The organism is Streptomyces sp. NPDC002911 (assembly GCF_053591835.1).
Genome location: NZ_JBSFUO010000008.1, coordinates 99,924 through 121,409, shown reverse-complemented (window position 1 = coordinate 121,409; position 21,486 = coordinate 99,924). Strand labels below are relative to the sequence as shown.

Genomic DNA, 21,486 nt, shown 5'->3' with positions numbered 1-21,486 from the left:
CCGCCGCCCTTCGGCGTGCGCCGGCCGGTTCAGCTCTCCCAGATCTTGAAGGCCCTCACCGTGTACGGAGACCGGGGGACCCAGGTGCCGCCGCCCGGGTACGTCTCGAATTCGCCGGTCTCGGCGCACTCGGCCGACTGGTAGGTGGTGACGGGCCGCCCGGTGCGGTTCACGAGTGCCTGGGCCGCCCCGCCGGCCGGCAGCGGGACGCAGCTCTCGATGTCGACGGTGGACAGCTCGTGGACCTGCGCGCCCCCCGTGAAATCGGGCTTCGCCCAGAGGCACAGCTGTCCCGCTCCGCACGGAGCGAGCCCGGCCGGTGCGGCGTGCGGAGCACTGCGGGTGCGCTCCTGCCCGGTGGGCCCGTGGTGGGCCGCCGGTGCGGCGCCCGAGGACAGGGCGGTGGCCAGGACGAGTGCGGTGGCCGCCAGGGTGGCGGCAAGGACGGTCGTACGCATGGTGCGCATGGTGGATCAACCCCCGTGGTCGAGTGAGCCGGGTGGCTCGCCATGTCCGCACTCTGACCTGGGGAAGTACGGGCCGGGAAGGGGCCGGGCGGCGGATCACCCTGATAGGCGACAGCCCCGCCGGAACCGTCCGGCGGGGCTGTCGGTGCGCTGTGTTGACGCCTGCGCCTCCGGGGCGCCCGGGGCGGATCAGGTGTCGGGCAGCGATCAGATGTGGCCCGCGCCCATCCCCGCCTCGGCGTTCGCGCCGCGCTTGGTGAACGTGGCGACCAGGGCGGCCACCACCGCGACGATCCCGGCGACCATGAAGGCCGCGCTCATGCCCGACACGAACGTGTCATGGGCGACGCCCGTGATCTTCGCCACCATCTCCGGCGGGGTCCCGGGGGCCACCGGCGGCATACCGACCTTGATGGCCGCGGAAGCCTGGTCCAGCTGCGCCGGGTCGACCGGCGGAAGCTCTGCGGCCTTCCAGTTGTCGACGAGCTTCGCGTCGACCCGGGCGGCCATGACGGCGCCCAGGACGGCCGTACCGAGGCTGCCGCCGACCTGCATGGCGGCCTGCTGGAGCCCGCCCGCGACACCGGAGAGCTCCATCGGGGCGTTGCCCACGATGACCTCGGTGGCGCCGACCATGACCGGTGCGAGACCGAAACCGAGCAGCGCGAACCAGAGCGACATGGTCGGCGTGCCGGTGCCGATGGTCAGCTGCGACATGCCGAACATGGCGACCGCGACGGACACCATGCCGCCGACCAGCGGTACGCGCGGGCCGAACCGGGTGATCGCGGCGCCGGCGAGCGGTGAGCCCACGATCATCATTCCGGTCAGGGGCAGCAGGTGCAGACCGCTGTCGACCGGGCTCATGCCATGGACGTTCTGCAGGTAGAAGGTGACGAAGAACAGGCCGCCCATGAAGGCGAACGCCATCAGCACCATCAGGACCACACCGGCCGACAGCGGCACGGAGCGGAACATGGCCAGCGGGATCAGCGGCTCACGGACGTTCTTCTGGGAGAGTGCGAACACGAAGAACAGGACGAGGGCGGCGCCGAGGAAGCCGAGCGTCCTCCAGTCGCCCCAGCCCCACTCGGAGCCCTTGATCAGGGACCAGATGAGGCAGAACATCGCCTGCGACAGCAGGACGATGCCGCCGATGTCGAAGGACTTGGGCGCGTTCGGGGCCCGGTGGTCCCTGAGGATCACGAAGCCGAAGAGCAACGCGATCACACCGACGGGCACGTTGATGAAGAAGACGGACTGCCAGCTGACGTGCTCCACGAGCACGCCGCCGAGGATGGGGCCGCCCGCGGTCGAGGCGCCGATCACCATGCCCCAGATACCGATCGCCATGTTCAGCTTCTCGGCGGGGAAGGTGGCGCGCAGCAGGCCGAGCGCCGCCGGCATCAGCAGCGCGCCGAAGAGTCCCTGCAGCACCCGGAAGACGATCACCAGCGTCGCGCTGTCGGAGAGGCCGATGGCGGCCGACGCGGCGGCGAATCCCGCGATGCCGATCAGGAAGGTCTGGCGGTGGCCGAAGCGGTCACCGAGCTTGCCGGCGGTGATCAGGGAAACCGCGAGGGCGAGCATGTAGCCGTTGGTGATCCACTGGACGTCGGCGAGCGAGGCGCCGAGGTCCTGCTGGATGGCGGGGTTGGCGATCGCGACGATCGTGCCGTCGAGCGCCACCATCATCACGCCGATGGCGACGGCGAAGAGCGTCAGCCATGGGTGGCCGCGCAGTCCTTTCGCCGGTGCGGGGGCAAGGATGTCTTCAGGCTCCTGCGGCGCCTTCTCGACAGTGGGCTGACTAGTCATGCGAAGGACGTTATGTCAGCTACTGACAGTTGACAAAGCAATAAGCAAGACAGTAGCTGTCGCGTAGCCCACAGGTAGGCTGAGCAGGCAAAAGCACGGGAAAGAGGTCCGGTACGTGGCACGCAGGCAGACATCCGGGGCTCACCTGCCGAGCGCTCCGGCCGGATTGCGCGAACGCAAGAAACGGCGCACCCGCGAGGCCCTGCTGCACGCCGCCCTCCGGCTCTTCACCACGCAGGGGTACGACCGGACCACCGTCGACGAGATCGTCGACGTCGTCGAGGTCTCCCAGCGCACCTTCTTCCGCTACTTCGCGAGCAAGGAGGCCGTCGTCTTCGCCGTCCAGGAGGCGGTTGACGCACGCTTCCTCGCGGAGCTGCGTCGACGTCCCGCCGCAGAGGCCCCGTTCGAGGCGTTGCGCCGGGCCGCCCTGAACGTCTGGAACACCCCCGCCGCGACGGAGACGGACGACATCACGGCCGAACTCCAAGTACGCGCCTACCGGGTGATCGAATCGACCCCCGCACTGCACGCCGCCCACATGCGGCGCCATATCGGCCTGGAGCAGCAGACCGCCCTGCTGATCGCGGAGCGTGAGGGGCTCGACCTGGAGGCGGATCCCCGCCCCCGGGTCGCCGTCGCCGCCTTCTCCGGGGTGATGCGGCTGACCGGACAGCTGTGGGGCCGGCGGAAGGACGCGGGAGTGGATGCGCTCCGGGAGCTGGCCGAAATCCACCTGGACCAGCTCGGACCTGCACTGTCCGAGAGCTGGCGCGCCTCGTAGGTACGTCCTTACGCGAACCGCACACGTGTGCTGCACCCCTCACCGCTCCGGCATGGCCGAACTCACAGCGCCCCGGACTCGCCGGCCGTTTCGAACAGTCGACGCCCTTCCGGCGCGCCGGAGCGTGGGCCCGGCGCACACGGAGCGTAAGAGACGGACGGTCAATTCCCCGCGGTCGAGTGATCCGCATCACCCCCGCAACGACGTCACACGCGCGTCTCCTAGGGTGGGGCGCAGTGACTTCCTTCGACTCCTCCCCCACTCTCACCGCATGGCGCGCGCTGCTCGCCATCGCGGTCGTGTTCGTGATGCTGGCGACCACCGGATGGACCGCCGTACGTCATCAGCACTCCGCCGCGCCGCGCGAGACCGCCCTCGCTTCCTGGGCGAAGGACCGGATAGCCGGTCACGCCCTCCCGGACGTGAGCGCCCCGGCGAACCGGCTGGCGCACTTCTTCGCGACGCTCACGGCGGGCCAGCAGGTAGCCCTGGCCGACAAGTACCCGCTGGTGGTGGGGAATTTGAACGGCGTTCCGGTCACCTTGCGGTACCGGGCCAACCGGCACGCCCTGGTGCAGTCGGAATCCGCCGAGGAACAGCGGACCCGGGACGTGCGGCTCTCCCGGGACGGGCGCCATCAGGCCGTACTCCGGCTCGAACGCTTCCGCTCCCTGCTCGCCGGCGACCGGCAGATCCTCACCTTCGACCCGTCGGGCCGCGGCCGGGCGGCCGAGGTCTTCGGGGACCTGGAACGGGCCGAGCGGGTCTCGGTCGTCGTGCCCGGGGTCGACACGAATCTTCTGACGCTGGAGCGCAGCGGCATCAAGAAGAACGCGGCGCCCGTCGGCATGGCGCAGTCGCTGTACGGCGCCGAGCGCTCGGCGCGCCCCGGTTCCCGTACGGCGGTCATCGCGTGGGCGGACTACACGGCGCCCGCAGGAATCGGCATGGACGCCGCGTTGGGCGGACTCGCGGCAGAGGGGGCGGTGCGACTGAACGCCCTCGTCGGGGCCCTGCCCGGCACGTCGGACGTCTCGCTGTTCTGCCACAGCTACGGCTCGGTGCTGTGCGGCATGGCCGCGCACGAGCTGCCGTCCAGGGTGTCCGACATCGCAGTCGCGGGCAGTCCCGGGATGCGGGTGGACAGCGCCGCCGCTCTGCACACCGGGGCCAGGGTGTGGGCGATGCGGGACGGCGACGACTGGATCGAGGATGTGCCGAACATGGAGGTCGGCGGGCTCGGACACGGTGCCGATCCGGTCGACCCGGCCTTCGGCGCGCGGATCGTGTCGGCTGACGGCGCGATCGGACACAGCGGCTATTTCGAGCCGGGCACGGAGAGCCTCAGCAACTTCGCCGCGATCGGTGTGGGTGCCTATGACTCGGTCAGTTGCGCGAGCACCGGCGGCACGTGCCACCGGCAGATCTCCGGCAAGTCAGAGGTCTGACGCGCGTAGAAAGACGTCTGACGCGCGTAGAGAACGGCGAACGGCCTGCCCGATTTCGCCTGTACCGAAGGGGGACGTGCGGGCCTGTGCCACCTACGATGAGGCACATGGGTGATGTGCTGGCCGGAATTCAGGCCACCTGGGAGTTCGACGCCGACTCCGTGCTCGTCCGCTTCGAACGGGGAATCCGCACGCCGAGGCTCTTCCAGAGCCTGCGTGAACGCCGCATTCCGTACGCGGCGTTGTCTTCGGTGACGCTCACCCCGGGCAAGCGGGGCACGGTGGTCCTGCACGCGGTGCCGAGACCCGGTGCCGATCCACTGCTGGAGGCTGCGGCCGGGCAGCTCAAGGAGGGCATCGACCCCTACCGACTGGTGCTGCCCGCCGAACGCGAGACGCTCGCCGAGTACTACGCCGATGAGCTGCGCGCCCTGCTCGGACCCGAGGCGTCCCTGCCCGCCGAACGCTTCCTGGTGACGGCCCCCGAGGCGCCGATGCACTTCAAGGCGTACGACGGCCGGGCCGGTTTCGACGGGTCCCTGGTCTCCTTCCGATGGTTCTGGACGGGCGCGTCGAGTGCCAAGTGGAAGGCGGGCGATCAGACGTTCCCCGTGGCGGAGCTGGGCGGGATCGAGTGGCGTTCGCCCGAGGCCGTAGAGGGGTATCTCCGACTGGTACCGCGCGGCGCGGCGGCGGATTCCGAGGCGTGCGGCCCGGTGCCCGGCGCGGGACAGGCGTCCGTAGCGCGTGTCCAGCCGGACCAGGATCCCGCCGCTGTCGTGTTCGGCCTGGGCTACGGGCCGGTGCACGAGTCGCTGCCCTTCGCCGCGGCGGTCCTGGAGTCCGTCCGCCGGACCCAGTCGGTGCCGGTCGCGACCGCTCCGGTCCCGGTGGGTGGCGCGCGGCGCGACCCGGCGGACATCGCCGAGCGGATCATGCACCTCGGGGAGCTGCACCAGGCGGGTCTCGTGACGGACGCGGAGTACAGCGCGAAGAAGGCTGAGCTCCTCGCCGAGCTGTGAAGCGTCGGTGTGCCGAGCGGTAAGGGGGCGGGCCCCCTACCCCGGTACGGGGCCGAGGGCCCGCAGTCCACCCCCGGTATGACGCCGCCCGGCGCACCGCGCACCTACTCTGACCCGATCATGCCTTCCTCTCCCGCCGGGCCCCCGCCCGCAGACGGTCTGCTGATCGCCGCCCGCCGCAATCTGCGCGAGCTCGCCCACGGGCTGTCCCACGCGTCCCACCCGCCGACCCCGCTGTTCGCCGAGTCCCCGAGACGCTGGCTGCGACTGCTGCCGCACGCGGTGGTGCTCGCCCTCGCCGCCGTCTTCGTCCCCGTCACGATCCAGGTGCTGACCGACGACTACGGGGTACGCGGCGGGATCGCCGGGGCGCTGGCCGTCGGACAGGCCGTGCCCCTGCTGATGCTGGCGCACCGGCCGCTGCAGGCCTGGTGGATCGTCTTCGCCGCCGACATCGTGGGCGCCCTGGTGCTGTTGGCGCGGCCCGAGCAGCAGGGCGACATCTGGCCGTGGACCCCGCCGGTCATCGTCGGCTACCTCTTCGTGCTGCTGGCCCTGGGACTGCGCGAGAGCAGGCACACCGTGATCGGTGTGTGGCTGGCGACAGGCGCGGCCGGACTGCTGCTGCACCTCATCGCGCCCGTGCGCAGCGACGGCGGCGCGCTCCTGCTGTTCATTCTCGGCGCTGTGGTGCTGGTGATCGGGACTTCGGTACGGGAACGGAGCGAGGCCCAGCGCCGGCTCGTCGAACAATGGACCATCAGCGAGGCCGAGCGGGCACAGCGGACGGTGCTGGAGGAGCGCACCCGGATCGCCCGCGAGCTCCACGACGTGGTCGCACACCACATGTCGGTGATCACCGTGCAGGCCGACTCGGCTCCGTACCGGGTCAGCGGGCTCTCCGAGGAGGCGCAGGCGGAGTTCGCATCGATCGCGGCCGGCGCCCGGGAGTCGCTGGCCGAGATGCGACGGCTGCTGTCGGTGCTGCGCAGTGACGGCAGCCGGGGCGAACTGGCCCCGCAGCCGGGGCTCGACCGGTTGCAGCAGCTGGTGGAGGCGACGGTGCGGGCGGGGCTCCCGGCCGAGCTGTCGCTGGCGACGGACGTGCGGGAGGCGGTGGAGCGGGGCGGCGTACCGCAGGCGGTGGATCTGTCGGCGTACCGCATCGTGCAGGAGGCGCTCGCCAATGTGGTGCGGCACGCGCCGGGGGCGCGGACCCGGGTGTCGGTCACGGCGCGCGACGGCCATCTGACGGTGCTGATCGTCAACGACATTGCGCAGAAGCCGGGTTCGCCGCTGGAGGTGTCGGGGACGGGACACGGGCTGGTCGGCATGCGGGAACGCGTACGGTTGACCGGCGGCACACTCGACACCGGCACCCTGCCCGACGGAGGCTTCCGGGTGGCCGCGCGGCTCCCGCTGCCGCCGCCCCAGCCGCCCTCGGCATCGTGACTCCGGAGGAACCGTGATCATCCGCGTGATCATCGTCGACGACCAGGCCATGGTGCGGGCCGGGTTCGCCGCGCTGCTGGCCGCGCAGAGTGATATCGATGTGGTGGGCGAGGCCCCGGACGGGCGCAGGGGCGTCGAGGTCAGCAGGACGGTGCATCCCGATGTCGTCCTGATGGATGTCCGGATGCCGGAGATGGACGGACTGGCTGCCGCCCGCGAGCTGTTGAGCCCTCCGGTGGGTGTGGTCCACCGGCCGAAGGTGCTGATGCTCACCACGTTCGACGTCGACGACTACGTCTACGAGGCGTTGCGCGCCGGGGCGTCCGGGTTCCTGCTGAAGGACGCCCCGCCGGCGGACCTGATCTCGGCGGTGCGGGTGGTGGCGGCGGGCGACGCGCTGCTCGCGCCGTCCGTGACCCGGCGGCTCATCGCCGACTTCGCGCGTCAGCGCCCGGCGGCACCGACCGGCGGACCGGCACTGCGACTGAACGGCCTGACACCACGTGAGACGGAGGTCCTGGAGCTCATCGCCCGGGGCCTGTCGAACCAGGAGATCGCGGCGCGGCTGGTGCTGGCCGAGCAGACGGTGAAGACCCACATCGGCAGGGTGCTGGCCAAGCTCGGCCTCCGGGACCGGGCGCAGGCCGTGATCTTCGCGTACGAGTCGGGGCTGGTGGCTCCGGGGGAGGCGTAGCTTCCCGGCATCCCCCGGTGCGGCGTAGGGCTGTCCCCCCGTACGCCCCCTACCCCGGTAGCACCGGCCAGTCGGCTCCGTGGGGTGACGCCCTGTCACCCGTCGTCCTCCTACCTTCCTCCCCTGCACACCGAACGGTGTGCGCAAGCAGTACGGGGAGGGCACGATGCGCCGATTCACGAGGACCCTGGCCGCGGTGGCACTGGCGGCCACAGTGGTGGCGGGCACCGCCGGCTGGGCGTCCGGGAGCAGCCAGCGGGCGGTGACGGGGCCGCCGCCCGGCAGTGCCTCATGGCGTGCCGACGGGGTGCCGGGACGGGAGCTGCCCGACCCGGCCCGCGCAACTTCGCAACAAGTCCAGCGGTTCATACGGGGGTTGAGCGCGGCGGAGCAGCAGGAGCTGCTGGAGCGGCACCCGTTGGTGGTCGGCAATCTGGACGGGGCGCCGCTGGAGCTCCGTTACCGCGCCAACGCCCGTGCACTGCGGGCCTCCCACGATCCCCGGTACGCCCGCCTCGCCACTCCCGGACGGCAGATCCTCGCGTTCGACCCGCGCGGACGGGGCCAGGTCGCCGAGGTGTTCGGGGACCTGCGCTCCGCGCGTCATGTGTCCGTCGTGGTGCCCGGCTCGGACATCGACGCCGGAACCTTCGACCGGAGCGGCAACGGGTACGGCACCCCGGCGGGCATGGCGAAGTCGCTGTACGCCGAGACGGGCCCCGGCAACGCGGTGATCGCCTGGGCCGGTTACACCACCCCGGTCGGCCTCGGCCTGGACGCGGCGACCGGCACGCTGGCCGAGGCAGGGGCGGAGCGGCTGACCCGGTTCACGGCGGGACTGGCCGCCGACGGGCTGCCCGCACCCGTCGTGTTCTGCCACAGCTACGGCTCGGTGGTGTGCGGACTCGCGGCCTCCGGGCTCGGTGCCACGGACGTGGTCGTCCTCGGCTCCCCCGGGATGCGCGCCGACGACGTGGCCGGTCTGCACACCACCGCCCAAGTCTGGGCGGCCAAGAACGACACCGACTGGATCGACGGCGTACCGCATGTCGAGGTGGCGGGCCTCGGACACGGCCCCGACCCGTCCGCCGAGGACTTCGGGGCCCACCGGGTGCCGGCGTACGACGCCGAGGGCCACACCGGCTACTTCGTCCCCGGAACGGACTCGCTCCGCGCCTTCGCCGCCATCGCCGAGGGGGCCTCCCGATGAGCGTGCGGCAGCTGGCCTCCCGGATCGACGAGCGGACCCCCGCGCATCGCGACCGCGCGGTCGACGGTCTGCGCGCCCTCGCGCTGCTGGCCGTCCCGGCCGGTCACTGGCTGCTCGGCGGATTATCCGTGGACGGCGACGGCGCCCTGCACAACGCCAGCCCGCTCTCCACACTCGCCGTGTTCTCGCCGGTGAGCTGGGTGCTCCAGATGCTGGGCGTCTTCTTCCTGGTCGGTGGCTACGCCTCCGTCCACTCCTACCACCGCAGGCCGTCCACCACCGGCGTCTGGCTGCGCGCCCGGATGGTCAGGCTGGGCAGGCCGGTGCTCGGCGTGACCGCCGTGTGGGCGCTGATGATCCCGGTGCTGTACGCGGCGGGGGTGCCTGAGGCCACCTTGCGTACGGGCGCGAAGCTGGTGATCCAGCCGCTCTGGTTCGTCGGGGTGTACGCCGTCGTCACGGCGCTCACGCCGTACTGCGTAGGCCTGGCCAGGCGGCTCGGCGGGTGGGCGGCGGCCCCGCTGATCTGCTCGGTCGCCGTCGTCGACTTCCTGCGCTACGGGCCGTACGCGGACGCCGTGCCGTCCTGGCTGAGCCTGCTGAACATCCTGCCCGGCTGGCTCTTCGCCTACCAGCTCGGTGTCTCCTGGGGGGAGGGCCGCCTCAGCCGGCGCGGGGCCCGGATCCTGCTCGTCGGCGGTACGGTGCTGTTCGCCGTGCTGCTGCTCGCCTTCCACTACCCGGCGTCGATGGTCGGCGTACCGGGCGAGGCGCGGACCAATTCGCATCCACCGTCGCTGCTGGTCCTCGCGCTGGCGTCGGCGCAGAGCGGCGCGGCGGTCCTGCTGCACGGCCGGATCGGCCGGGCACTGCACCGTCCCGTCCTCTGGGCGCCCGTGGTCGTGATCAACCTGTCGGCGATGACGATCCTGTGCTGGCACCAGACGGCGATGCTGGCCGCGGCCGTCCCCGCGTCGTTCGCCGGTGTGGTGCCGGGGCTGACGACGGATCCGGACTCGATCGGCTGGATCCTGGCCCGACTGGCCTGGATGCCGCTGTTCGCCGCTCTGCTCGTCCTCATCTCCCGGTACGCCCGCCGGTTCGAGGCACCCTGGGACACCAGGGGCAGCCGCGCCGGGAACGCCCGCCGGGCGGCGGCGGGACTGCTCGCGGCGGGCTTCGCGGTCTTCGCGCTTCGGCCGGCCTGAGGGCACCGGGACCGTGCCCCGGCCTACCGGCGCCCGTCGACCAGACCGGATTCCCAGGCCCACGCGGCGATCTCCACACGGTTACGGGCGGACACCTTGATCTGCACGTTGCTGAGATGCGTCTTCACCGTGCCCACCGTGATGGACAGTTCGGTGGCGATCTCGGCATTGGTCAGCCCTCTGGCCACCAGACGTACCAGGTCCTCCTCCCGTGCGGAGAGCGCGGTGTGCGGCTTCCGAGGTGCCGGACGGGCGCTGTTGAGGCGCCGTAGCAGCCGGACGGTGACGGCCGGGCTCACCAGCGCCTCACCGGAGGCGGCCGCCCTGATGGCCTCGACCAGCAGGGCCGGGCCGGAGTCCTTGATCAGGAAACCGGAGGCGCCTTCGCTCAGGGCGCGTTCGACGTACTCGTCGTCGTCGAACGTCGTCACCACGACGACCTTCGGCGGGTTCACGGTGCCGGGCCGAGTCAGTCTGCGCAGTGCCTCCAGCCCGTCCATGCGGGGCATGCGGATGTCCATCAGCACCACGTCCGGCCGGTGGCGCTCGGCGAGTTCCACCGCGTGCGCCCCGTCCGGGGCCTCCGCGACGACGTCGATGTCGTCCTCCGCGGCGAGGATCATCGCGAACCCCGCGCGGACCATGGCCTGGTCGTCGGCGATCAGCACACGGATCGTCATGAAGCCACCCTTCCTGCCGTCGTGACCACCGGGAGCGTCGCCTCGACGGCCCAGCCGCCGGCCGTCACCGGGCCCGCCTGGACGCTTCCGCCGATCAGGCCCACCCGCTCGGACAGGCCCTTCAGCCCGAAGCCGCTCTGCGAGACGTGGCGCGGCCGTCCGTCGTCGCCGACCCGTACGGTGACCCGGTTTCCCGAACGGTCCACGCGGACCCGCACCTCAGTACATCCATGGGCGTGCTTGCGTACGTTGGTGAGGGCCTCCATCACCACCCGGTGTGCGGTGGTGGTCACCTCCACCGGCAGGTCGTCGAAGGTCCCTTCCAGATCGAGCCGGGCCCGGGCACCGCCGACGGCCGAGAACTCCTCGACGAGCAAACGTACTTCGCCGATGCCCGCCAGTGGCGTCAGTGCCACTTCTCCGTCGGCGTCGCGCAGCATCCCCACCATGTGCCGCATGGACGTCAGCGCCTCCGAGCCCGCCTGTTCGATCCGCTGCAGCGCGGGCGGCACCAGTTCGGGCCGCCGGTCCGCGATCGCATGGGCTCCCTGCGCCTGTACGACGATGCCGGTCACATGGTGGGCGACGAAGTCGTGCAGGTCCCTGGCGAACTCCGTCCGCTGCTCCAGCCTGAGCGCGGCCGCCTGCCGCCGCCGGTCCACCAGCAGCAGGCGCATCCCCAGGCCGACGCCCAACGCCGTGACCGCTGCCAGGGCGAAGAGCAGCGCCATGATGGTGGTGGACTGCCGCGCCGAGATCGACACCGGCCGCAGCACGATCGCCATGAACAGCACGGGGACGGCCACCGCCGCCCACGACGGCACCCCGCGCCGGGCGACGACCAGCAGGAGCCACACCAGAGCCGCCGGTTCGGCGTATCCCAGCGCCTGCGAGCCGATCGACAACTCCAAGTGCAGCAGCACCGAGAGGCACAGCGACCCGACCGCGAGTGTGCAGCCGGCTGCCGGCAGCGCCCGGCTGCCGAGCCGGGGAGATGCTACGACGAGAGCGATGGCGAGCAGGGCGCCACCCAGCTTGGCGGGGCCCAGCGCTGAGGGGCCGGCGTCCCAGATCGTGTAGAAGCCGCCGCCCACCCAGTCCAGCACGACAAGGCCGAGCAAGCCCACGACCAGCATCATCCGGACCGTGACAAGTAGCTGCGGATGGGCCTTCCCTCGTGTGGCTGTGGGTGCGGCCAACCTCTCCGGCATCTCTCTCACCGTCCTCCCGCCGACCGGCCGAAAGTCGGAGTCGGCCGCGCATGATCTGTCTTTCGCCCGATCCGCCACGAGGCGCGACGGACGAGAGTTGTCTCCACCGGGCGGCGTTCGCCGTTCATCACACGAGTGAGGATGTCACGATCGCGGCCGGCCTCGCCTCGAAGCGGAACCCCGCGCAGGCGATATCGCGACCCAGCGGTCGACCACGCACACGGCCGGCCCCTCCCCGCACATACAGGGCCCGCCCCTCCCCCACGCACAGGAGCCACGGATGGATCACGCAGAGTCGCAACACGGAAGCGGAACGGAGTTCGTGCGGCCGCCGCTCGGCGCGGCGGCGATCGAGGCCCATGAGCTCGGGAAGAAGTACCGGCGCGGCTGGGCCCTGCAGGACGTTTCCTTCCGGCTGCCGGCCGGGCGGGTGTGCGGCCTTGTCGGCCCCAACGGCGCCGGGAAGAGCACCCTGATGGGCCTGGCCACGAACATGATCCGGCCGACGACCGGCGCCCTGCGGGTGTTCGGCGCGGCGCCGGGGTCGACCGAGGCCGTCCTGCGGACCGCGTTCCTGACCCAGGAGAAGCCGCTGTTCCGGCGCTTCACCGTGGCGGAAACCCTGCGGCTGGGCCGCGAGTTCAACCCTCGCTGGGACCAGGAGGTCGCCGAGGGCATCGTCCGCGCGGGCCAGGTGCCGCTGGACGCGAAGGTCGGAACACTGTCCGGGGGGCAGCGCACCCGCGTCGCCTTCGCCCTGGCCTTCGGGAAGCGCCCTGATCTGCTCATTCTCGACGAGCCGATGGCCGATCTGGACCCGCTGGTCCGCCGCGAGCTCATGGCCACCCTGACGAAGGAGGCCGCGGAACACGGCACCACGGTGCTGGTCTCCTCGCACATGCTCGCCGAGCTGGAGCACATCTGCGACTACCTCCTCGTCATCGCGAACGGCGGTCTTCGTCTCGCGGGCGAGGTGAACGAGCTGCGCGCCGCACACGCGCTGTTCGCCGTTTCCGGGGACGGCTCGTCCCCCGCACTCGCGCCGCACAGGGTCATCGAGCCCCGCAACGAGGGCCGGCCGGGCGTCCTGGTGCGTCTCGGGGGACCGGTCGAGTACGGCGGGCAGGCCGAGCCTCCCACCCTGGAGGAACTTCTGCTGGCGTATCTGCGGTCACCCGACGCACCGCCGCTGATCGCTCCCAGCGCCCAGGTCGGCGACATCCAGGACATCATCACCCGCGACCGGCAGAAGGCTGTGACCGCATGACCACCCTCACCCGTGACCCGGCCCCTGCGGCGCCCGCCGGATCCCTGCGGAACAGCTGGATCCCCCGGCTCGGCGGTCCGGTCTGGCTCGTCTGGCGCCAGCACCGCGCCGCGTTCTGGACGCTCATCGCCGTCATGGTCGTCGGCGTGTCCGTCATGGTCCACCTGCGCGGGCAGACGATGGACTTCCTGGCCACCCAGGACCCGAACTCGCGGAGGCTGGGCGGCCTGCCGCCCGAGTTCGAGACCCACGTCGACCGTCTGCACAGCATCGGGGGCTACCTCAGCTACATCCCCGTCCTGGCCGGTGTCTTCCTCGGGGCTCCGCTCATCGCGGGCGACCTGGAGACCGGGACCGCCAAGCTGGTGACCTCGCAGTCCGTCAGCCGACTGCGGTGGCTCATCACGAAACTCGCCGTTCCCGCCGCGGTGCTCGCTCTGTCGACCGGCATGCTCACCGCCGTGCTCACCTGGTGGTGGAGCCCGCTCAAGGGGCTTTCCGACGCCCTCATCTGGACCTCCTTCTTCAGCGTCACGGGGGTCGTACCGGTGGCCTACGCCCTGCTCACGTTCACCGTGGGCGTGGCGGTCGGCCTGCTCCTGCGCCGCACGCTGGTGTCGATGGTGGTCACGCTCGGCATCGCCGTGGCGATCGAGTTCGCCTGGAGCGAGGTCTGGCGGAGCCTGGGGCACGTCATGTCGATCAACACCGACAAGGGCGTCGGGCACGGTCTGGTACCGCCGGAGCTGCCTGACCAGGCGGAGCAGCAGGGACAGGGCACCTACTTCCTCACCGGATCCGGAGACCGCCTGGACTGGACCACCTGTCTCGATCAGATGGAGAACGACCGGGCGCACACCGCCTGCCTGGAGTCGAAGCACGTCATCGGCTGGTCCCTCGACTATCTCCCCGTCTCCCAGATGCAGACGATGCAGTGGCTCGGAGCCGCCATCATGCTCGCCGTCACCGCGGCCGTCGCCACCTTCGTCATCCTCTGGGGCCGCAAGCGGCTTCTGTGACGCGTGGCCCGGTCGAGGAGCGCCAGGACCACTGGCGCTCCTCGACCGGGCCAGGCTGCCGAGCGCCGGCCTACTCGCGCGCGGTGGCCGTGTTACTCATGTCCGGATACCGGTCCCCCGCCACCTGGCCCGCGATGGGCTCCAGCAGCTCCAGCTCCTGCGGGGCCAGGGTCAGCCGGGTCGCCCCGAGGTTCTCCAGCAGACGGCTGCGCTTACGGGTGCCGGGGATGGGCACCACGGTCAGACCGTGGACCTCTGCCCGCTGGTGCACCCAGGCCAGAGCCACCTGCGCGGCCGTCGCCCCGTGGGCCGCCGCGATCTTGTGCACGGGCTCCAGCAGTGCGGCGTTCGTCTTCGCGTTCTCGCCGGTGAAGCGCGGCTGGTGCGCACGGAAGTCGTCGGGCGTCAGGTCCTTGACCGCGTCCGCGAACGCCCCGGTCAGGAATCCGCGGCCGAGCGGCGAGTACGGCACGAGGGTCACGCCGAGCTCGACGGCCGCGGGCGCGGCGCTGCGTTCCACGTCCCGGCTGAAGAGCGACCACTCGGACTGGAGGGCCGCGATCGGGTGCACGGCGTGCGCCTCCCGGAGCTCGTCCCCGGTCACCTCACTCAGCCCGAGCTGCTTCACCTTGCCCTGCCGCACCAGCTCGGCCATCGCGCCCACCGACTCGGCGAGCGGGACGAGCGGGTCACGGCGGTGCATGTAGTACACGTCGATGACGTCGGTGTTCAGCCGGCGCAGACTGCCCTCGACGGCCTCGCGGATGTACGCGGGATCGTTGCGCACGCCCCGGTAGTGCGGGTCGTCGGTCCGCTCGATGGCGAACTTCGTGGCCAGCGTGATCTCGTCCCGGTGCGCCCCGACGAACGGCGCGAGGAACGTTTCGTTGGCCCCGCGTCCGTAGACGTCCGCCGTGTCGAACAGCGTGACGCCCGCTTCCAGCGCGGCTTCCAGGGTGTCCCGGGCCGCCGCCTCGTCCGTGTCGCCGTAGAACTCGCTGATCCCCATGCAGCCGAGCCCCTGCACACCGACCTGCGGGCCTCCGTCGCCCAGCGGTACGGTCGCGATCTTTCCGGTCTCGCTCATCAGGTCAGACCCTTTCCGATTCCGGCGCCGTACGGGCGCCGTCATAAAAGTCGATCTTGAAGTCGAGCACGGCGAGGGTCCCCTGGAGTTCCGCGATCCGGGTCCGCACGTCGCGCCGGGTCGACTCCAGCAGTTCCTGCCGTTCGGCGAAGGTGTGCTCGCCCTCCCGGATCAGCTCCGCGTACCTGACCATGTCGGCGACCGGCATGCCGGTCAGTCTGAGCTTGCCGACGAACGACAGCCAGTCCAGGTCGCGGTTGCTGAAGCGGCGCTGGCCCGTGTGCGAGCGGTCCACATGCGGCATCAGCCCGATCCGCTCGTACCAGCGCAGGGTGTGCGCGGTGAGCCCGCTGAAGGCGACGACCTCGCTGATGGTGTAGCGGTCCTGGCCCGCAGGGCGCGGATGCGCCGTCGGAGCCGAAGCGCAGGTGTCCGTGCGTGCGGAAATGCTTTCCATCACCGTCATGACCTCCACGCTAGAACCCTGGAGTGCACTCCAGGCAAGCGACGTAGGGGGCGAACCCGGATTCGGGCTCCCGTTACGCTCGTACCCATGCAGAGCCTGGCGATGATCGAGAACTGGCCCGTCCCCACTGCGGCAGCCGCCGTCGTCACCTCGGACGGCACGCTCCTGGGTACCCATGGTCCCACCGCGCACCGATTCCCGCTGGCCTCGGTGACCAAGCCGCTCGCGGCCTACGCCGCGCTGGTGGCGTACGAGGAGGGCGCCGTCGAGCTGGACGAGCCCGCGGGCCCGGAGGGCTCGACCGTCCGCCACCTCCTCGCGCACACCAGCGGCCTCGCCTTCGACGAGCACCGGGTCACGGCACCTCCCGGCACCCGTCGGCTGTATTCCAACGCGGGCTTCGAGGTGCTCGGCGACCACATCGCGAAGGCCACGGACATCCCGTTCCCGGAATACGTGCGCCAGGCGGTTCTGGAGCCCCTGGGCATGACCTCCACGACGGTGGACGGCTCCCCGGCCAAGGACGGCGTCTCGACCGTGGACGACCTGGTCCACTTCGCGGCGGAGGTCCAGGCCCCGCGCCTCCTCGACCCGCGTACGGTCCTGGAGGCGCAAGGTGTGGTGCACCCCGGCCTCAAGGGCGTACTCCCCGGCTACGGCCACCAGAATCCCAACGACTGGGGACTAGGCTTCGAGATCCGCGACTCCAAGTCACCGCACTGGACCGGGCTTTCCTCCTCCCCCGCCGCCTTCGGCCACTTCGGCCAGTCCGGCACGTTCCTCTGGATCGACCCGACGGCGGGCGCGGCCTGCGTCGCACTGACGGACCGGGCCTTCGGACCGTGGGCAGCCGAGGTCTGGACGCCGTTCACCGACGCGGTACTGGCGGAGCTCGCCACCTCCCGCTGAGAGGCCCTGCGGCCGAGACACTCGAACCCCCGCGACGGCGCGGGGCAACGGGGGGCAGGCGTCGGCGACTTATCGAGACGACGGAGAAGGTCCCGACCCGCGGCTTCTCGGAGCGCCTGGACACGGCCCCGGGCACGGAGGGGGGCTCTCGCGGCTGGTCGGCCTGGCACTACGGAGCCCCCAACGGCGGCGACTGCGGCAAGGCCGCAAACGGCTGCGCCGCGTCCGTCCCCGTCCGCGACAGCAAGACCCCGGCGTCCGAGGCGGACTTCGCCGCACCGGACGCGTGGCTGCGGCGATTCCTGGGCTGATCCCGCTGCCCACGCCCGGCGGGCCGGACGTACTCGGGCTCCGATAGGTTCGACCGCTATGCGATCACGCGATTACGACCTCGACTTCCGGGACCGAGCCGGGAAGACACGCATGTGGGGCCTGGCTCTGCTGTCCCTGGCCGCACTGCTGTGGGCCTGGTGCGCCGTGCTGCTGCTCATGCCGTACTCGGTCGACGAGGAGCCCGACGACGACTACCCCCGGGAGTGCGAATCCCGGCTGTTCACCGATCGCGGCACGGCCAACGAAGGCTCGTTCCGGGGGGACTACTGCCAGGACGAACGCGACTGGCCGGAGGCCGTGGCCCTGCTCGGCCTGTCCCTGCCGGTGTCGACAGCCGGCGTCGGGCTCTTCACCATCGGCACCGTGTCACGCCGGATGAGCTCCCACAGCCAGGCCATGCGCGAACTGGACAAACTGTCCGTGGGCACACCGGCCGATTAGTCGTGGACGGGCCTGCGGTCTCCCGTACATCGGGCCCTGCGGGGCCCCGCAGTCGATCGAACGGCAACCCGCATACCATCACCGAGTAAAGGCTTTCTAAAATGCAGAGGTATCGGGGCGCCGGCCCCGGGCGTTCGATCCGCCGCCTTGGAGGCCCCCATGCATCTCTCGACCCTTGCAGCGCCGCAGGAGCCCACGGGCGGCATCGCGGGCTGGGCCGCCGACCTGGTCGACACCCTGGGCGGCCCCGGCGCCGGACTGGCCATCGCTCTGGAGAACCTCTTCCCTCCCCTGCCCAGCGAGATCATCCTCCCGCTCACCGGCTTCGCGGCGGGCCAGGGAGTGCTGAGCCTCACCTCGGCGCTGTTCTGGACGACCCTGGGTTCTCTGGTCGGCGCGGTGGCCCTCTACTGGATCGGCGTACTCATAGGCCGCGACCGGCTGTTCGCGCTGTGGGCCAAGCTGCCGCTGGTGAAGACCTCCGACCTGGAGCGGACCGAGGCGTGGTTCGCCAAGCACGGCACCAAGGCGGTGTTCTTCGGCAGGATGGTGCCCATCTTCCGCAGCCTCATCTCGGTCCCGGCGGGCCTGGAGCGGATGCCGATGCCCCAGTTCGTCATACTGACGACACTCGGCAGCCTCGTCTGGAACAGCGTCCTGGTGATGGCCGGCTACTGGCTGGGCAGTCAATGGGACGTGGTGGAGACCTACGTCGGCCTCCTGAGCAAGGTGGTCCTGGTCGTCGTCGTGGTGGCTCTGGTCGCCTATCTGACCGTACGGATCAAGGGCCGCAACACGAAGGCGCAGCACCGCCGCACCTCTTGACCGAGGCCACGCGTCCTCCGGCGCAGCCCCGGACGATCTTGTCCGGGGCTGCGCCGCCGCATGAGGGCCGACTCCCGTGCGGACCCTCATCCACGCGCTCCGGCACTCCCCCGCTGGGCGGTCGAGCCGGGAATCAGTGACCCGCTACGCCGGGGCCAGTCGGGCGCAACGGCGGCTGGCGCGGGCCGAAGCCGCCACCACGGCGTGCGAGGCGGCCGAGAGGACGCCGGCCAGGGCGAGCAGCGGCCAGTCCGTGGCGAGCGCCGCGGCGACGACGAGCGCGGGCGTCGCGACCGCCATGGCGATGCTGGTCGTGGTGCCGGCCCAGGCGACCACCAGGGGCAGCCGGTGCGGGGTCGGCAGCCGACGGGCGAGTGCACCCGTGGCGGCGGCCGTGGACGCGGCGAGCAACGCGGCGACGATCGCGATGCCGGCCAGGTACACCGCCAGCGTCTGGGCTGTGCCCGCCAGTTGCCACGCCGTGTCGGCGAGGCCGGACCTCCGGGCCAGGTACCAGCAGGCGATCAGGAAGGGCGCGGCGAGTACGGCCGCACGGGCCGTGTGCCGGGCCTGGGCGATGGTCAGTTCGCGCTGGCAGACCGGCGCAATCTCCTCGACGGTCCCGAACTCCCGCACCGCCAGGCGGGCGGCCTGCTCGTAGGGCTTCCCCTCGTCGACATGGGCCTCGACCGTGTCCGCGAAGCCGTCGCGCAGCTCCTCGATCATGCGGGCCTTGTCCCCACCGGGTCCGTGCAGGGCGGCCGTCAGGGCCGCCTCGTAGTCCGCGACGGGGTCGGCCGGTCCGCCTTCGGCGTTCACGTGGTCAGCCCGGGCGCGGTGGGAGGGTTGAGGACCGAGCCGATCGCCGTGGTGAATTCGTCCCACGCCGTCCGTTCCCCCGCCAGGGTTCGCCGCCCCTCCTCGGTGAGCTCGTAACAGCGCCGGCGCCGTTCACCGACGGACTCCCAGCTGCTGCTCAGCAGCCCGATCCGCTCCAGCCGGTTCAGGGCCGGATAAATCGTGCCCGTGCGCAGCTCGACGACTCCCCCGCTGCGGCGCTGCACGGCCGCGATGATCGCGTACCCGTGCAGCGGGCCCGGTTCCAGCACGGCCAGCAGCAGTCCGTCGAGGTGCCCTCGCACCGCATCCGCTTTCATAGGTAGGCAGCCTACCCAAAAGAGCCGTAGGCAGTGTATGTATTGGCAGCCAACATATACGCGTGTTCCGAGCAGGAGGCACCCGCAGTGACCAAGCTGCTGCTATCCATCCATGTCATCGCCGCGATCGTGGCCGTCGGGTCGATCACCGTCGCCGCCTCGATGTTTCCGCGCTACGCGCTGCGGGCGCTGGACGGCACGGAAGGGGACGGCAGGTCCGCAGGGGTCGCCGCGCTCCTGCACCGTGTCTGTTACGGCTACTCGCTCGCGGGCGTCTTCGTGCCGGTGTTCGGAATAGCGACCGGCGCCGCGCTCGGGGTCCTCACCGACGCCTGGCTGATCGTCTCGCTCGTCCTCACCCTGATCGCCGCGGCCGTGCTCGGCCTCGCCATCCTGCCCGGGCAGCGGCGTCTGCTCGCCGGGGACGAGGACGCGCCCACCGAGGAGGCCGCGCGTCCCATGGCGGCCCGGCTGACGATGCTCACCGGCATCTTCAACCTCATCTGGGCCGTGGTCGTCGTCCTGATGATCATCCGCCCCGGCTCCACCACGAGCGCGTGACCCGCCTGCCCGCGTCCCTCGCCGTCAGCGACGTCCAAGAGGTCACACCGATGACCCCGACAGCTACCGCGAATCACCCCTTTCCGCGCACCGACCTGGCCCGTCAGGACCATGCCCCGGGGTCATCGCCCTGCTGACCGGCGAACCCACCATCGACATCGTCGGCGAGGCCGAGGACGGCCGGGCCGTCGTCGGGCTCGTCGAGCGGCTGGAGCCCGATGTGGCGCTGATGGACCTGCGGATGCCCGTCCTGGACGGGACGAGCGCCACCAAGGAGATCGTCGCCGGCCGCACCCGGACCCGGGTGCTGATCCTGACCACGTACGACACCGACGCGGAGATCGAGCGCGCCGTCGAGGCCGGCGCCATCGGCTACCTGCTCAAGGACGCCACCCGCGAGCAGCTGGTGGAAGCCATCCACTCCGCGTCCCGCGGCGAGACCGTCCTGGCTCCGCGCGTCGCGGCGCGGCTGGTGGCCCGGATGCGGAAGCCGGCTCCGGTGACGCTGACCAGGAGAGAGGTGGATGTGCTGGGCGCGGTGGCCGACGGGCTGTCCAACGTGGAGATCGGCCGCCGCCTGGTCATCACGGAGGCCACGGTGAAGACGCACCTGCTGCGGGTCTTCGCGAAGCTCGACGTCAGCGACCGTACGCACGCGGTGGTCAGGGCGCTCGAACTCGGGCTGCTGAAGAGGCAACCGTGACGCCTCACACCGCGCCGAGCTCCCACACCAGCACCTCGGCGTCCCGCAGCGCCACCAGTTCCAGGCCCCGGGACTCCGTGATCCGCGCCGAGTCGCCCTCCCCCAGCAGCTCGCCGCCGAGGCTCACCTCGCCCCGTACGACGTGGACGTAGAGGCCCGCCGCGTCCGGCACTGCGGTGCGCTCGCCCTCGGACTGCCGGCGCACGTGGAGCCTCGCGCCCGCCTCCGGGAGGGCGTAGGGGGTGGAGTCGGCGATGCCCGCGACGTGCGTGTAGGAGGGCTTCCCGCCGGGTTCCAGGGGGGACAGCCACATCTGGATGAACGTCAGCGGGTGCTGCCCGTCGTTGCGTTCGACGTGCCGCACCCCGGCGGCCGAGCTGAGGTGCTGGACGTCGCCGGGCCGTACGACGGTGGCGTGCGAGGCCGGGTCGCGGTGGGTGAGCTCGCCCTCCACCACCCAGGTGACGATCTCGGTGTGGCTGTGCGGATGCTCGGCGAAGCCGGCGCCCGGGGCGAGACGCTCCTCGTTGCAGGCCAGGACGGGCCCGAAGCGCAGGTTGTCCGGGTCGTAGAACCGCCCGAAGGAGAATGCGTGCAGCGTCTCGATGCCCGCGGAGTCGCCCGTCGCGGGGTCCCCGCCTCGGAAGCGGTCCCCGGACCGGCGTACGTCCATCACACCCCCACGGTATCCCCGCCCGTCCGCGTTCCGCCCCTCCCCTCCGGG

Annotated in this window: 22 protein-coding genes and 1 pseudogene; 14 read left to right on the top strand and 9 right to left on the bottom strand. The window is 71.3% G+C overall.

Translation table 11 applies throughout. The features are described 5' to 3' along the window. Positions 1 to 29 precede the first annotated feature (29 nt). Positions 30 to 458, bottom strand: a complete 429-nt coding sequence (locus ACWD04_RS15120) for a peptidase inhibitor family I36 protein (protein WP_451131902.1) — start codon at positions 456 to 458, stop codon at positions 30 to 32. A 216-nt stretch (positions 459 to 674) separates the two neighbouring features. Further along, on the bottom strand, positions 675 to 2,285 hold the full coding sequence (locus tag ACWD04_RS15115) for an MFS transporter (RefSeq protein WP_451131900.1): 1,611 nt from the start codon (positions 2,283 to 2,285) through the stop codon (positions 675 to 677). Positions 2,286 to 2,400: 115 nt separating this feature from the next. Between ACWD04_RS15115 and ACWD04_RS15110 the strand changes: the two genes are divergently transcribed. From ACWD04_RS15110 to ACWD04_RS15080, 7 genes are all read left to right on the top strand, one after another. Further along, positions 2,401 to 3,069 carry a TetR family transcriptional regulator gene (locus ACWD04_RS15110; protein ID WP_451131898.1) on the top strand — a complete coding sequence of 223 codons (669 nt, stop codon included), beginning with the start codon at positions 2,401 to 2,403 and terminating at the stop codon, positions 3,067 to 3,069. Positions 3,070 to 3,305: 236 nt separating this feature from the next. Continuing rightward, positions 3,306 to 4,517: an alpha/beta hydrolase gene (locus ACWD04_RS15105; RefSeq protein WP_451131896.1), complete on the top strand. Its 1,212-nt coding sequence runs from the start codon at positions 3,306 to 3,308 to the stop codon at positions 4,515 to 4,517. Positions 4,518 to 4,624: 107 nt separating this feature from the next. Then, positions 4,625 to 5,539: a DUF4429 domain-containing protein gene (locus ACWD04_RS15100; protein ID WP_451131894.1), complete on the top strand. Its 915-nt coding sequence runs from the start codon at positions 4,625 to 4,627 to the stop codon at positions 5,537 to 5,539. 120 nt (positions 5,540 to 5,659) lie between these two features. Next, the gene (locus tag ACWD04_RS15095) at positions 5,660 to 6,991 is read left to right on the top strand and encodes a sensor histidine kinase (RefSeq protein WP_451131892.1); all 1,332 of its coding nucleotides are present in this window, start codon (positions 5,660 to 5,662) and stop codon (positions 6,989 to 6,991) included. A 13-nt stretch (positions 6,992 to 7,004) separates the two neighbouring features. After that, entirely contained in the window at positions 7,005 to 7,685 is a 681-nt protein-coding gene (locus ACWD04_RS15090) for a response regulator (protein WP_451131890.1), read from the top strand. Positions 7,686 to 7,851: 166 nt separating this feature from the next. Next, positions 7,852 to 8,895 (top strand): alpha/beta hydrolase, encoded by a 1,044-nt coding sequence (locus tag ACWD04_RS15085; protein ID WP_451131888.1) that lies wholly within the window; start codon positions 7,852 to 7,854, stop codon positions 8,893 to 8,895. Continuing rightward, the gene (locus ACWD04_RS15080; RefSeq protein ID WP_451131886.1) at positions 8,892 to 10,103 is read left to right on the top strand and encodes an acyltransferase family protein; all 1,212 of its coding nucleotides are present in this window, start codon (positions 8,892 to 8,894) and stop codon (positions 10,101 to 10,103) included. The genes ACWD04_RS15085 and ACWD04_RS15080 overlap by 4 nt, the downstream gene beginning before the upstream one ends. A 23-nt stretch (positions 10,104 to 10,126) precedes the next feature. On the opposite strand, the gene ACWD04_RS15075 is transcribed toward ACWD04_RS15080, so the two are convergent. Further along, positions 10,127 to 10,783, bottom strand: a complete 657-nt coding sequence (locus tag ACWD04_RS15075) for a response regulator (RefSeq protein ID WP_451131884.1) — start codon at positions 10,781 to 10,783, stop codon at positions 10,127 to 10,129. Beyond that, positions 10,780 to 11,994 (bottom strand): histidine kinase, encoded by a 1,215-nt coding sequence (locus ACWD04_RS15070; protein ID WP_451131882.1) that lies wholly within the window; start codon positions 11,992 to 11,994, stop codon positions 10,780 to 10,782. The genes ACWD04_RS15075 and ACWD04_RS15070 overlap by 4 nt, the downstream gene beginning before the upstream one ends. A gap of 280 nt (positions 11,995 to 12,274) precedes the next feature. Here ACWD04_RS15070 and ACWD04_RS15065 point away from each other — a divergent pair, with 280 nt between their 5' ends. Next, positions 12,275 to 13,261 carry an ABC transporter ATP-binding protein gene (locus tag ACWD04_RS15065; RefSeq protein ID WP_451131880.1) on the top strand — a complete coding sequence of 329 codons (987 nt, stop codon included), beginning with the start codon at positions 12,275 to 12,277 and terminating at the stop codon, positions 13,259 to 13,261. Continuing rightward, the gene (locus tag ACWD04_RS15060) at positions 13,258 to 14,280 is read left to right on the top strand and encodes an ABC transporter permease (protein ID WP_451131878.1); all 1,023 of its coding nucleotides are present in this window, start codon (positions 13,258 to 13,260) and stop codon (positions 14,278 to 14,280) included. The genes ACWD04_RS15065 and ACWD04_RS15060 overlap by 4 nt, the downstream gene beginning before the upstream one ends. A gap of 70 nt (positions 14,281 to 14,350) precedes the next feature. Here the strand turns inward: ACWD04_RS15060 and ACWD04_RS15055 are convergent, their stop codons facing one another. Both ACWD04_RS15055 and ACWD04_RS15050 read right to left on the bottom strand, forming a co-directional pair. Beyond that, complete coding sequence (locus ACWD04_RS15055) at positions 14,351 to 15,367, bottom strand: aldo/keto reductase (protein ID WP_451131876.1); 1,017 nt, start codon at positions 15,365 to 15,367, stop codon at positions 14,351 to 14,353. Positions 15,368 to 15,371: 4 nt separating this feature from the next. Then, a complete protein-coding gene (locus tag ACWD04_RS15050) occupies positions 15,372 to 15,833 on the bottom strand; it encodes a MerR family transcriptional regulator (RefSeq protein WP_451131874.1) in 462 nt (153 codons plus the stop codon). Positions 15,834 to 15,920: 87 nt separating this feature from the next. Between ACWD04_RS15050 and ACWD04_RS15045 the strand changes: the two genes are divergently transcribed. The 3 genes from ACWD04_RS15045 (at position 15,921) to ACWD04_RS15035 (ending at position 18,341) form a co-directional block, all read left to right on the top strand. Beyond that, positions 15,921 to 16,742: a serine hydrolase domain-containing protein gene (locus ACWD04_RS15045; protein WP_451131872.1), complete on the top strand. Its 822-nt coding sequence runs from the start codon at positions 15,921 to 15,923 to the stop codon at positions 16,740 to 16,742. A gap of 369 nt (positions 16,743 to 17,111) precedes the next feature. Further along, positions 17,112 to 17,516, top strand: a complete 405-nt coding sequence (locus ACWD04_RS15040; RefSeq protein WP_451131870.1) for a hypothetical protein — start codon at positions 17,112 to 17,114, stop codon at positions 17,514 to 17,516. A gap of 159 nt (positions 17,517 to 17,675) precedes the next feature. Continuing rightward, positions 17,676 to 18,341, top strand: a complete 666-nt coding sequence (locus ACWD04_RS15035; protein ID WP_451131868.1) for a DedA family protein — start codon at positions 17,676 to 17,678, stop codon at positions 18,339 to 18,341. Positions 18,342 to 18,485: 144 nt separating this feature from the next. Here ACWD04_RS15035 and ACWD04_RS15030 read toward each other — a convergent pair whose 3' ends face one another. Together ACWD04_RS15030 and ACWD04_RS15025 are read right to left on the bottom strand one after the other, a co-directional pair. Continuing rightward, positions 18,486 to 19,160 carry a permease prefix domain 1-containing protein gene (locus ACWD04_RS15030; protein WP_451131866.1) on the bottom strand — a complete coding sequence of 225 codons (675 nt, stop codon included), beginning with the start codon at positions 19,158 to 19,160 and terminating at the stop codon, positions 18,486 to 18,488. After that, positions 19,157 to 19,498, bottom strand: a complete 342-nt coding sequence (locus tag ACWD04_RS15025; RefSeq protein ID WP_451131864.1) for a PadR family transcriptional regulator — start codon at positions 19,496 to 19,498, stop codon at positions 19,157 to 19,159. The genes ACWD04_RS15030 and ACWD04_RS15025 overlap by 4 nt, the downstream gene beginning before the upstream one ends. A gap of 87 nt (positions 19,499 to 19,585) precedes the next feature. Here ACWD04_RS15025 and ACWD04_RS15020 point away from each other — a divergent pair, with 87 nt between their 5' ends. Further along, positions 19,586 to 20,059: a hypothetical protein gene (locus ACWD04_RS15020; protein WP_451131862.1), complete on the top strand. Its 474-nt coding sequence runs from the start codon at positions 19,586 to 19,588 to the stop codon at positions 20,057 to 20,059. A gap of 118 nt (positions 20,060 to 20,177) precedes the next feature. Beyond that, positions 20,178 to 20,762: pseudogene (locus ACWD04_RS15015) on the top strand (response regulator); the annotation flags it as partial. A gap of 4 nt (positions 20,763 to 20,766) precedes the next feature. On the opposite strand, the gene ACWD04_RS15010 reads toward ACWD04_RS15015, so the two are convergent. Next, positions 20,767 to 21,438, bottom strand: coding sequence for a pirin family protein (locus tag ACWD04_RS15010; protein WP_451131860.1), 672 nt, complete (start codon positions 21,436 to 21,438; stop codon positions 20,767 to 20,769). Between the last annotated feature and the right edge of the window lie 48 nt (positions 21,439 to 21,486).